The sequence below is a fragment of the Gluconacetobacter brunescens genome, from assembly GCF_048695475.1.
Classification (GTDB): domain Bacteria; phylum Pseudomonadota; class Alphaproteobacteria; order Acetobacterales; family Acetobacteraceae; genus Gluconacetobacter.
In genome coordinates this window covers 171,780-183,124 of sequence record NZ_JBLHEN010000003.1, presented here as the reverse complement: position 1 = coordinate 183,124, position 11,345 = coordinate 171,780, and the positions used below count along the sequence as shown (strand labels likewise).

Genomic DNA, 11,345 nt, shown 5'->3' with positions numbered 1-11,345 from the left:
TAAACCGTTCCACCAGACCCTTACCTAAATCAGCCCCTTATTTTTTCGGGCACAGAACTCTTGCCAGCCTGCCCGGCGTAGATCGCATGCGGGGCAACTACCGCAGCCGGAACCCCACTCATGCGTTGTTCCCCGATCGCCCAGATAACATGTGTGCGATTCTACTCGCACAAGATTTACTAGGGCTGACCCACCTAGTGAGTCAGCAAGCGCCCATGTTTCTGCCTTGTCGATCCACATCAACGGCGTGTGCAGAACGAACCGTTGGTCCATCCCCAGGTTGAGCGCGACTTGCAACGCCTTGATAGTATCATCGCGGCAATCCGGATAACCGGAATAGTCCGTCTCACACACGCCTGTTACGATGTGCTTGATGCCCCGACGGTAAGCGACCGAAGCCGCAAAGGTGAGGAATAGCAGATTCCGTCCAGGAACGAAGGTGTTTGGTAGACCGCTCGCTACCATTGCAATCTCAACACCGCTCGTGAGCGCGGTGTCACTGATCTGCCCAAGCACGGCGAGATCAATCATATGGTCGTCCCGGAGTTTGGTCCGCCAGCCAGGCTGTAGCTCCATCATCCCGGCACGAAGCCGCTCTCGGACCTCAAGTTCGACCCGATGACGCTGACCATAGTCAAAGCCGATCGTCTCGACGGTGTCGAAACGATCGAGGGCCCAAGCCAAACACGTAGCGCTGTCCTGCCCGCCGGAGAACAGAACAAGTGCGCCGCCGTCTGCGCTCATGCCGCCACCACCTCACCGCCCCAGTAGGAACACGCCTCTCCGCTACTGTCACGGTAGACCGTGACCTTGTGGAGGTTTCCGATGACCGGCGACAGTCGATTCCAGATCCACCGGCTGAGATTCTCCATCGTCGCCGGACCAAGGTCGGTGATATCGTCTAGGAACCGATGATCAAGAGCGTCGCGTGCGTCTTCCATTGTCCGCTGAAGCAAACCTAGGTCCACGACCATGCCGGTCGTGGGGTCGGGTTGCCCCCTGACAAACACCTCTGCCCGGTAGCTGTGGCCATGGATGCGTCGGCTGGACTCGGTCTCGATCACACGGTCGAGCGTATGGGCCGCATCGAAGCGAAACTGCTTGCTCAGTTCGAACATCAGCGAATTCCGATCATCTTGTGAGACTGAATGGAAAGGCGCCATTGTGGGTTATCGGTGCAGAAGCCGATGGCGGCCACAAGGTTGGCCGGTGCCATCGGCGAGTCCATAGGCTGCAGAAAGAAATGCTCGAACTCAAGATCGGCAAAGTGCTCAGGTCTCGCCTCCGCCTGAGGGTAGACAAGCTTCAGTTCATGACCTGTCCTTAAAATAAGTTCAGTTCGCTCTTTGGGACTAACACAAATCCAGTCGATTCCCTCTGGCGCGGGCAGCGTACCGTTCGTTTCAATGCCAATTTCGAAGCCCCGTTGGTGGAGCGAAGCTATGAGAGCGTCATCAACCTGTAAAAGGGGCTCTCCGCCGGTGAGCACGACGTACCGTTTGTAGGCAGAACCCGCCCATTCACGCTCGATTGCATCCGCCAAAGCCCTTGCGTCAGCGAACCGGCCTCCGCCAGTTCCGTCCATTCCTACAAAGTCAGTATCGCAAAAAGTGCAGGCCGCACTCGCCCTGTCCTCCTCACGTCCCGACCAAAGATTGCACCCCGCGAAGCGACAGAAGACCGCCGCGCGGCCAGACTGAGCCCCCTCCCCTTGGAGCGTCTTGAATATTTCCTTCACGGCGTAGGGCATCAGACACCCTCCGTTTGTTCGAAGGGGGACGCCGAAGCGCCGCGCGCGCGTTGCCTCAGGTCCGCTTTCACGATCGACACGAGATAATGCTTTAATAGAGCTACATCGCGATTGACGTTCTGCAAGCTGTTCCACCGGCGAACCTCGCCACCGATTTCCCACGCGCCGCCCGTCCAGGCCGTTCGTCCCCTCAAGCACTCGAGTCCTTCGCGGAAGTCTTCCACAGACTTTGCGTCGGTGCGGGCGGCCAGTACTTCCATTACATCGCCCATCGCCTGGATACCCGCCCCGTGGACGAGACGCGAAGTTGCAGGCTTCTGCCCGTGCCACGCTTCGGGGAACACCTTCTTCACGGCCTCGAAGAAATTCGAGACAAGCCGAACGCACCGATCGCGACCACGGGGAGTGTCAATAAGTTCTCGCATGACCCCGTTCGTGAGCGATTCCATTATGATCTTCTGCACGACAGTATCGGCAATGATCCCGTCTGGCTGGGTGTGCTGCTTGATGTACCCCTGCAGAGCCGTACGCTCGAAATTCAGGCGGGCCGTTAGATCGGCGGCCACCGATCGGCGGCTCAACCGCGGAGGCAGATCGTCGACCGACGGCAGGAGTTCGTAAATGAGCGACTTCGGCAGCGGCTTGGTGTTGTTGATCAGCACGAACTGTCGGCGAAGTTCGGCCTCGTTGCGGCAGATAAGAGCCGAAACGAAGACCTGGAAATCCCGATCGATTTCGGACAGCGCAGTGAGGCGCTGTTGGCCGTCAACGACGAGTCCGGGCACGCCATGGCTCATATCGATCGTGAGGCGCACCGCCCCATTCTTGAGATTATCGACGCTCGTGCGGTCCGTGAAAGCCACCACGATAGGGTTCGGGAGCACCGCGTCGGGCTTCTCGAGATAGTCACGGATTTCGCGGATATGCGCCGCCACCTGCGGCCGCTGGAAGCCGCTCAACTCACCCTGAGCATCGCGGCCGATGCGATCGATCGATGCAAAACGCAGGACGTCCGCCGCCCGTGCCGCGAACGTCAGCACGGTGTGCTCGCTGCTTTGCTTCGCCTGAACTGCGAGGAAAGAAATAGAGTCAGTCGACGGCACGCTTTAGATCCAATCGTTCAATGTGGTCTTGATAGACAGCGAGGTTGTGAATCCCCCGCCGCTTATTGCGATTGCTGCCCCGGAAAATGATCACGTCGATCGCTGCTTCTTGGCAAATCTTGCAGGAGCATTGCCTCCATGGCCGTTCGGCAAGTGTGGCGCGGTACCTTTGGGCGAGTCGCGCCAGCATGACACTATCCTTACAATCCTCGTATGGCTTCTCCTCAACGAGAGGAGCACTGTAGACGAGGACATTATGAAGCACATCTTCGAGCCCCTCTTCGCCTCGATCGAAGGCCCGCAACGAGTCGAGTGCGAGAGCCTCCAAACGGATAAGCTCTTCTGCGCGGAATATACCTTTTTTTACGCCCCGCTGTAGCTTCGGGTTTTCGATCGCTTGCGGGACGCGGATCGAAGTGAAATATCGCAGACCTAGCCCCTCACCCGGCAGATAGTAGTTTTGTTTGGCGTCCTTGAACGCACGGATCAGCGGGGAGGTCGTATCGAAGCTGGCGATATCAAAGCTATGAAAGCTGTCGATATCGTCCGCTTTGGCGAAGCCTAGGATGTGAAGCCGAGTTGCCGAAGGCACTGCCGCTCGAATCGCCTCCAAGCAAAGCTTAATTTCCGGGGACTTGAGCGGGACCATGCCGCCGAGAGCAAGATAATCGTACCCCATCGCCACCAAGCGCCTAGCCGCCTCTGCCATGCTGCCAGGAGACCATCCCTGCACCACGCCGAGCGGAGTAAAACCGGCCTTGATCGCCCTCGTCTCGCGAAAGAATGCCTCTGCATTCTCCAAGGTTATATCGAACCGGATCTTGGCATCTTCAGAGCCGCCCCCGAACGACTTTCCGGCAGGGTCAAAATCGAAAATGATATGATCGACCGAGCAGCCGTGCGTGAAGCCACACTCGTCATAGAATTCGACCATCTCACCCGGCGAATAAGGCGGGCGTTCTTCTTGAACATACGTGAATGCGCCGCAATCTCCGAAAATATCGAGATGGGCAAACTCCGGCTTGTCGAGCCGCAGAAATTTACGGACGCCAACCAAATGAAAACGTCGTGCCTGACTCGCGGTATATTTACCCTTCACCCGGTGGTCACCCACGATACCACGAGACACGAGAACGCCGTCATAGGGCGCGTAGCCCAGTATCTCGTGAGGATAGGCGTCATCCCAATAAGGCTGACGCTCCGCCGAACTGCGGTCGGCGATAAAGTCGAACATAGGGTCGACATAGTCTAGGCTATCAGCAAAGATGAATTTCATGCTGGCACCCGCGCCAGTTCGCGCTCTATCCGGATGAGATGCTCACTCAGTTTGTTGATATGCTGTGGTGTGGACTGCAGTTCGTTCCATGCAAGACCTAGACCTTCCCAGCGCCCCGCCGTCCAGCAACATTGCGGGGCGAGTCGGCCGAGGATGTTCCTCACGGCCAAAGCCTTGTCTGCAACGCCATCGGCGCGAAACATGATTGTGTCCATTAAGGCACCCATTGCCCGGATGCCCACGGAGTGCATGAGACGACTGTCCTTCGGCGGCTTGCCCCATGCATCAGGAAAGGTATCGCGCACCGCCGACCAGAATGTGACCAATGTGGCATACATAGCGGCAGTGTCGTTGCCGTCACCATTGTGCTTGAACTGCCCCAGTGCGCCGGCAGTTGTTCTTAGACTCGCCTTCATCGTTTCGATCAGGGCGTTGTCGCTCACGATCCCCGCGCCATTTTTTGGATTGGACTCTCGTTTGATGAGACCATGAAACGGCGACTTTGGATCGCTATTAAGCGCATTACAGAGTTCGCTGGGCAACTGCCGCGCCGCAAGATTTCTAGGCAGTTGAACAGACACCTCGGGAAGCAATTCGTCGATAAGCCCTGTCGGCAGCTTCTTCGACTTGTTGACCAAGATAAATTGCTCCCGCTGGGTAGCGACTTCATCAGAGACAAAGCCGATGACTGGCACCGCGATCTGCTTGTTCTTTGCCGCAGCCAAGGCCAGCGAGCGCTGCTGCCCGTCGACGATCCAAGCCGCTCTGCTTCCCTCTGGATACAGTGGAATGCCAAGAGTGCCAGCATCGCCAACCTCACACATATTTCCTGGCGTGCGTCCCCGCGCAGACGAAAATTCAACCTCCGGGGAGAGGGCTAGTATGATGGCATTCGGAAACAGGACGGGGCCGCTGTCGAGAAAGCTGGCAATTTCCTTGACATGCTCGCGGATCTCGCGACGCTGAAATCCCTTCAGTTCGTGATCTTCTCGCCGGATCCGGCTAATGTCCGCGATGCGATCGATATCGGCACCATAGAGAAAGAAAGCGAAGACCCCTGTGCCGCCCCCCTGCTCCGCCTTCACGGCCCGAACTCTGAGATATTCGCGCGCAGTCATGCTCTCTCGCCTCGAATGATGCGCGTGAGTCCAGCATAACGACTCTGCTCACAAGCCACATTGAATTCACCCCGAAGTCGGGAAAGAGACAATCCCTCGGGGTCGTCCCAGTAGGCCCGCATAATCTTCAATATTGCATGATCCTCGAGGCGCAAGCGCACTGGACGTTCGGGCGTTCGCCACGCTCCAAAAGCGATCCGCACCGCCCGCGCATGCTCCGCCGGCGATCGAGGATCGTCCGGCATGACAATTTTTTCCGCGAAATGACGAACAGCTCGACTAGAGAAGTCGCTAATTGTTCCTGGAATTGGACTGTCGGGCCCGTCCAGACGCTCATCATAAGGCATTACAAACGAGCGAAGGCCCGGATTTATCCGACCCAGTGGAGCCCGTGTAAACAATCTCAATCGATCACGGACGGCGTTAGGCAATGCCAACAGGTCGTCCGCAATCATGTCCAAGTATGCGCCCGAGAGAGCCGCAAGAACGAGTCCTCCCGCATCTTGGATGGCGTCACAGAGGGATAATCCAAACGGCGAAACCCTATTGAGCGCAGACCACCACTGCGACGGAGAGAACGCTCCTTTTACTCGCGATGCCACGCTATCAGTAGACCCAGCGACTATCGTGCATGCATAGGGAGGAACCTTCGATGTCGCATCAATTAATCCGAGACCTGCCGACACAACGAGCAAGCGCGCATTGAGCATACTGGCTGCACTCCGAGCCTCCTGGAAGCCCCTTCCCCCATAGATCGCTGCCGGAGAATAATGTTCGTTCGCCGACGCCAGACACCTTGCCCAATGCCCAGCCACATCGACAAGCCCTGCGGGCGCCACCGCGCAAATACGAAGGTCGTTGGCAATCGCTTTTCGCTTGCGGTTGGTACAGGTGGTAATGACGACGGTCACGGTTCAGCGCTTCTCCCTCTCATTTATCCCTACAGCAAGGCGATTCCATTTTCCACATTTAATTGGAAAATATGCCCAGAAACAGAATGCGAAAAATGCGATAGGCGCCTATGCCAAAAGGGCTACTTATGACCTTTTTTTCAATAGCAATGGCGCATATAAAACTGGCAGATGACAAGATATTCAATCAGATTTATGCATCATTATGCAGCGCGAACAGCTAAAGAAACTTGGCATTTTTGAGAAACAGCGCCCTGCCTACAGTTCTCCCACCACAAATTTCAACGACCGCGCAAAACACGACCACTTTTCAGAGACATCCACAGCCACGCGAGTCATCGCGGGAGACGAAAGCGCTCGCACCAGATGGCAGCGCACCCTTTTTCGCTTTCGACTAGGTGTTTAGTCCCAGGGTTTGGTGGTGCATTATTTTCACATGAGTGGAAGGATGCGCTATGGGCCAGGTTCACCACGGGAGCGCCACGACGACAGCGGCAGTCCGTCGAGCGATACAGTATCCGTGGTGATCAAGCGGCTTTTGGCGTCCAGAGCCGGTTATCTCGGAGCAGCGCGTTGGCGAGGATAACGAGCTTTCGCATGATGGCGGTAATGGCGATCTTGGCGTGTTTTCCCTTGGTATTCAGCCTGTCATAAACGCGCTTGAGATCCGGGTTGAATCGCATGGCCGCCATGGCGGGCATATAGAGCGCCTGCCGCAAGGGAGCACGTCCGCCCTGTATGAAGCTTCGCCCCCGCCAGGCGCCGGATTGACGGGTTACAGGGGCGAGTCCGGCCAACGATGCGGCCTGACCTTCTTCCATTGTACCGAGTTCGGGCATGTCGGCCAGCAGCGCATGCGCAGTAACCAAGCCAAGCCCCGGAATGCTGGCGAGCACGTCCCGACGCCGGGACAGGTTTGGGTCTTCTGCTACAAGCGCTTCGATTGCTGCGTCGAGGGAGGCGACCTGCGCCTCGATCTGCCGCAGCCGATGACGCGCGTGGCGTTTCAGCAAATCGATCGTCAGGGTTTTGAGGCGATTGAGCGTCGCCGTGCGGTCACGCATCAGGCTGCGGCGGGCGGCTACCAGTTCGGCGAGGCGGTTCTGCAAATCTGATCGAACCGGGCGTATAATCGGCTCCAGAAGTGCGCCGTAGCGGGCTAGCATGATTGCATCGACGCGATCAGTCTTGGCCAGTCTGCCGGCAGCCTCAGCGAACCGACGTGCCTGACGTGGATTGACTTTGACCATCGGCAAGCCAATCAATGCGAGACGTTCTTCCAGCATCCGGTGATAGGGGCCGGTCGCTTCGAACACCACCCGGGTTACGGTCTGGATATCGCCGATCCAACGCAGCAGAGCTGTCTGTCCCTTACGCGTGTTGGTGACACGGACAGTTTCTCCGCTGGGATAACGGGCGGCATCGAGATGATCTTTGGAAACGTCGATTCCGATCGTAATCGACGCGGGGTGCAATTCGGGCTTGGACGTCACAAGAGGATGCGTCATCTTCTCCATGTCCTATGCTTGTCATTCGAGGCCAGACCTCGGGTATCCGTTCAGGGCACAAGGAAAAGAAGGGGCGATCATACTGTATCCCGGCTCATTATAGCCAACATAGTACCGATCCGCTCCCTTCCCGTTGCTGCGGGACGGCCGTCCCGCAGCAACGATCCTTCATCGCACAAAGGCGACGGGAAAAGTTATAAGACAAGCATAGTCAAGAGAGCCTGAGGGCTCTGGCGAAGCGCTACGGGATCAACCCGAAGACGGTCGCCAAATGGAAGGGCCGGAACAGTCTGTCAGATCGACGCACCGGCCCGAAGGTGCCGTCTTCAACCGTCCTATCGATCGAGGAAGAAGCGATCGTCCTGGCGTTCCGCCGCCATACCTTGCTGCCTCTGGACGATTGCCTTTACGCGCTACAGGCGACGATCCCACACTTGACGCGCTCTTCGCTGCATCGCTGCCTTCAGCGTCACGGCATCTCCCGTCTGCCCGATACCGAAGGCGACAAGCCGAAGCGTGCGAAGTTCAAGAGCTACCCGATCGGTTACTTTCACATTGATATCGCCGAGGTGCAGACGGCAGAGGGCAAACTGCGCCTGCTTGTCGCCATTGATCGGACCAGCAAGTTTGCCTATGTCGAACTTCATCAGCAAGCGGGCAAAATGGTCGCAGTTCAGTTCCTTCGACGCCTGATCGAGACCGTTCCCTATAAAATCCATACGATACTGACCGACAACGGCATCCAGTTCACCAATCGAGCCTGCGACACGTATGCCTTCCACCACATCTTCGATCGGGTCTGTGACGAAAACGACATCAAGCACCGTTTGACGAAGGTGAAACATCCCTGGACGAATGGTCAGGTCGAGAGGATGAACCGCACGATCAAGGATCGCCACCGTCAAGCGCTTCTACTATGAAACGCATGACCAGTTGCGCCAGCACCTCGCAGACTTCTTGCCGCCTACAATTTCGCCCGCAGGCTCAAGACCCTGCGGGGTCTCACTCCATACGAATTCATTTGTCAGCAATGGCAGAAAGAGCCATCACGATTCATCTCAGATCCGCACCACCAAACCCTGGGACTAAACACCTAGAATCTGACCATCACAAGCAGCACCGATTTCGACAAAAAAGTCATTTCTTGCGCATATTTTAACATTATTCCGCATTAAATTCAACATTTAATTCACATAATATGCGACGATTTTGTTATTTAAATGCTCTTTTCGTCCAGAGCACCAGGTGCGCGATGGCGTCGAATCTTCAGATGGGTTAGTCTCTGAGGTAGACCCCTTGGAGATATGCTTGGTGATCGAATTGCTGTCAGGCCGCGCACCATGGATCGCGACGACCGCCGGTGAACGATTGTTGTTTTTGCTGTTGAACCGACACGACGAATGGCAGATTCTCGCGGATACCCTACAGGGCGCAAATTTGCTGATGGGCCGGCGCTACGGCAATCTCACCAACTTCTTCGTAGGCGCTTCGGTGCTTCACCTGCAGCAACGATTGCTCCGCTTGGCACACGACGTTCGCGAGGAATTGCCGCTAGACCGCGAGCAGCAGGCCAAGGAACTGCGCGCCCGGATTTGCGACGTTATAGAGTTGACCCCGCTCCACTACACCGGTGATTTCAGCGAACTTGTGCAAGAAGTACTGACGAGCGCCGAGCAGATGCACAAAAATCCGAACCCCACGCTCAAACGCGCTGTCATCCGAAGCGGTCCCGCCAGTTGCTATAGTTGCAGCCGGTTGTTCGGGGTTGCCTATGAGGACGCGCCAGGTCCGGATGGGCTTATGGCCACGGCAGACCACATCTGGCCGCGAGCACTCGGAGGTGACACTGTACTGGAGAACCTCCTGCCTGCCTGTCCGCAGTGTAATAGCGCCAAAAGCCATATTGCTGCGTGGCAGATGGCGTGGATCCAACCGATAGTTTTCTCTGACATCGACCAGGCGAGTGGACTGAGGAGTCTGCCGCGCGAAGTTAAGGTAGCGCTCCACATCCGAGCCGCGATGTCATATGCGCAAATCAATGGTAGTTCTCTCAAGGACGCCCTTCTCGCCATCGGTCCGCGCGAAGACCCAGTGCGGATTGATGATGATCAGGGATATGATTTTTTTAATTTGCGGGTCCATGATGCGGCTCGCACCAGCGTAGACTGGATGCCAAACTGATGCGGTATGAATACGATGCCTTCGTGTTTCACCAGCGAGTCGATGGTTCTGGCCCGTTGTTGGCGATGTTTCACGCGCCTGCAGGTCAGGTGTCGCAGTGGGCCGACGTAGATCGGCTCGGACCAGATAACCGCTTGGCGCCACAGCGAGAGCCGAAGAAAAGTCGCATCGCAAGCATCCGACGGTTTTTTGCTGATAATCCTTCGAACACTATTCCAACAGCCATCGTGATTGGTCTTCGGGGTGTTGTGATTGAGGGCGACGGGGTCGTCCGAAAACTGCGATTTGAAACGCACGAGGGGCAGCCTCATCCCGGCCTCATCATCGACGGTCAACACCGTATGCGCGGACTAGAGGCTGTCGATCCAAACACCGTCATACCGGTGGTCGGACTCATCGAAGCATCCGATCTGGAAATGGCCTTCCAGTTTTTGGTGATCAATAACAAGTCTGCAAAGGTTCCGCCGGATCATCTTCGCGCGCTTGCGCTCAACTATGCCGATGATCAACTAGAGGCCAGGCTTAAGAGCGCGCGCTTAGCGCTGAATACCAACCTAGGTTCGGTGGGCGTGCTGGATGAAGACCCAGATAGCCCGTTTCGGGGAATGGTCGCATGGCCGAACAATCCTCCTGAGCAGCGCATCGTCGTGCCTGCGGCGATCGAGGCGATGGCGTCTGAAGCAAAGTCTCTTGGCTTCGGCGAACTCGAAGACCTCGACAGCCTGAATGCGTTCCTGATCGCTATGTGGACGGTGATTAAGGAAGAGTGGACTGACCTTTTCGTCGCAAACAGCAAGTTGCTCTCAAAGGTCGGCATGACCTGCATGACGCAGTTTGTGTGCTCTACTATTAAGACCTGGGCTAGAAACCCACGCCTGCGCGATCAGGTTGATCCCGGCGATCCGGACAAGGTCCGCGATGTGACAAGAGACGTCCTCGCAACGCTGGACCCGCAATTTTTCGAGGCAGAATGGGCCAGTACCAGTTATGATACTCGTGCAGGCCGCGATCTTGTGATGGCAGACCTTGAAGCACTGTCATTCAATATCGCCAACAACGAACCGTGGCATGAGGGCCTCAAGGTCATTAGCCGCACGTGGCTCCAACAGCGCTTGTCTGAGGGCGGCGGTGCGCCAGCACCGGAATAGTGAGGCGCCTCTCTTTTTCAGTTCCGCCGCGAAGACCGTAACTCGTCGAAGGAGGCCCTCGATCTCTTCCAGTTCTCTAGCGCGCAGCGCCTCAGAACGGCCGCAACTGATTGGGTTGTCAACTCAATGTCTGAAGCACCGCTTTGCAGCACCATCCCGATTTCTATCTTGGGCGGTCCCCGCGTATATCGCAACTGGTTGCAGGTAAAGTTGCACTCGATTTGAACCTGCGAAATTATACCATTGATTTTGTTGGCATTTATTTTCACCCTGTCATCCGCCCAAAGAAAAACCCCACGAACCTTATGGTTTCGTGGGGTTTTTGTTGTGTTTCATGGTTGCGGGGGAAG

9 protein-coding genes and 2 pseudogenes are annotated in these 11,345 nt (G+C 56.5%); 4 read left to right on the top strand and 7 right to left on the bottom strand.

Annotated elements, in window-relative coordinates; translation table 11 throughout:
• Positions 1 to 24 precede the first annotated feature (24 nt).
• The 6 genes from queC to dbpB (ACMAUO_RS18985) are packed head-to-tail and all read right to left on the bottom strand — an operon-like array spanning position 25 to position 5,247.
• Positions 25 to 744, bottom strand: coding sequence for a 7-cyano-7-deazaguanine synthase QueC (queC, locus tag ACMAUO_RS19010; protein ID WP_420358470.1), 720 nt, complete (start codon positions 742 to 744; stop codon positions 25 to 27).
• A complete protein-coding gene (locus tag ACMAUO_RS19005) occupies positions 741 to 1,118 on the bottom strand; it encodes a 6-pyruvoyl trahydropterin synthase family protein (protein ID WP_420358469.1) in 378 nt (125 codons plus the stop codon). The genes queC and ACMAUO_RS19005 overlap by 4 nt, the downstream gene beginning before the upstream one ends.
• Entirely contained in the window at positions 1,118 to 1,750 is a 633-nt protein-coding gene (gene queE, locus ACMAUO_RS19000; protein ID WP_420358468.1) for a 7-carboxy-7-deazaguanine synthase, read from the bottom strand. The genes ACMAUO_RS19005 and queE overlap by 1 nt, the downstream gene beginning before the upstream one ends.
• Positions 1,750 to 2,853 carry a DGQHR domain-containing protein DpdB gene (gene dbpB, locus ACMAUO_RS18995; protein WP_420358467.1) on the bottom strand — a complete coding sequence of 368 codons (1,104 nt, stop codon included), beginning with the start codon at positions 2,851 to 2,853 and terminating at the stop codon, positions 1,750 to 1,752. Before dbpB (ACMAUO_RS18995) ends, queE begins: the two co-directional genes overlap by 1 nt.
• Entirely contained in the window at positions 2,840 to 4,129 is a 1,290-nt protein-coding gene (gene dpdA, locus ACMAUO_RS18990) for a tRNA-guanine transglycosylase DpdA (protein WP_420358466.1), read from the bottom strand. Before dpdA ends, dbpB (ACMAUO_RS18995) begins: the two co-directional genes overlap by 14 nt.
• Positions 4,126 to 5,247 carry a DGQHR domain-containing protein DpdB gene (gene dbpB / locus ACMAUO_RS18985; protein ID WP_420358465.1) on the bottom strand — a complete coding sequence of 374 codons (1,122 nt, stop codon included), beginning with the start codon at positions 5,245 to 5,247 and terminating at the stop codon, positions 4,126 to 4,128. Before dbpB (ACMAUO_RS18985) ends, dpdA begins: the two co-directional genes overlap by 4 nt.
• Positions 5,248 to 6,613: 1,366 nt before the next feature.
• Here dbpB (ACMAUO_RS18985) and ACMAUO_RS18980 point away from each other — a divergent pair.
• A pseudogene (locus tag ACMAUO_RS18980) lies at positions 6,614 to 6,741 on the top strand (IS481 family transposase); the annotation flags it as partial.
• Here the strand turns inward: ACMAUO_RS18980 and ACMAUO_RS18975 are convergent.
• Positions 6,686 to 7,666 carry an IS110 family RNA-guided transposase gene (locus ACMAUO_RS18975; protein ID WP_420358665.1) on the bottom strand — a complete coding sequence of 327 codons (981 nt, stop codon included), beginning with the start codon at positions 7,664 to 7,666 and terminating at the stop codon, positions 6,686 to 6,688. The pseudogene ACMAUO_RS18980 and the gene ACMAUO_RS18975 overlap by 56 nt on opposite strands.
• Before the next feature lie 203 nt (positions 7,667 to 7,869).
• Between ACMAUO_RS18975 and ACMAUO_RS18970 the strand changes: the two are divergent.
• The 3 genes and pseudogenes from ACMAUO_RS18970 to ACMAUO_RS18960 all read left to right on the top strand — a co-directional run.
• Positions 7,870 to 8,763 (top strand): annotated as a pseudogene (locus ACMAUO_RS18970) (IS481 family transposase); the annotation flags it as partial.
• A gap of 214 nt (positions 8,764 to 8,977) precedes the next feature.
• Entirely contained in the window at positions 8,978 to 9,847 is an 870-nt protein-coding gene (locus ACMAUO_RS18965; RefSeq protein ID WP_420358464.1) for an HNH endonuclease, read from the top strand.
• A complete protein-coding gene (locus ACMAUO_RS18960) occupies positions 9,847 to 10,995 on the top strand; it encodes a DGQHR domain-containing protein (RefSeq protein ID WP_420358463.1) in 1,149 nt (382 codons plus the stop codon). Before ACMAUO_RS18965 ends, ACMAUO_RS18960 begins: the two co-directional genes overlap by 1 nt.
• Positions 10,996 to 11,345: the final 350 nt, after the last annotated feature.

Bases quoted from the DNA above. Each gene is read 5' to 3' on its own strand.
- queC (WP_420358470.1), bottom strand. From the start codon at position 744: ATGAGCGCAGACGGCGGCGCACTTGTTCTGTTCTCCGGCGGGCAGGAC.
- queE (WP_420358468.1), bottom strand. From the start codon at position 1,750: ATGCCCTACGCCGTGAAGGAAATATTCAAGACGCTCCAAGGGGAGGGG.
- dpdA (WP_420358466.1), bottom strand. From the start codon at position 4,129: ATGAAATTCATCTTTGCTGATAGCCTAGACTATGTCGACCCTATGTTC.
- ACMAUO_RS18975 (WP_420358665.1), bottom strand. From the start codon at position 7,666: ATGACGCATCCTCTTGTGACGTCCAAGCCCGAATTGCACCCCGCGTCG.
- ACMAUO_RS18960 (WP_420358463.1), top strand. From the start codon at position 9,847: ATGCGGTATGAATACGATGCCTTCGTGTTTCACCAGCGAGTCGATGGT.
- ACMAUO_RS19005 (WP_420358469.1), bottom strand. From the start codon at position 1,118: ATGTTCGAACTGAGCAAGCAGTTTCGCTTCGATGCGGCCCATACGCTC.
- dbpB (WP_420358465.1), bottom strand. From the start codon at position 5,247: ATGACTGCGCGCGAATATCTCAGAGTTCGGGCCGTGAAGGCGGAGCAG.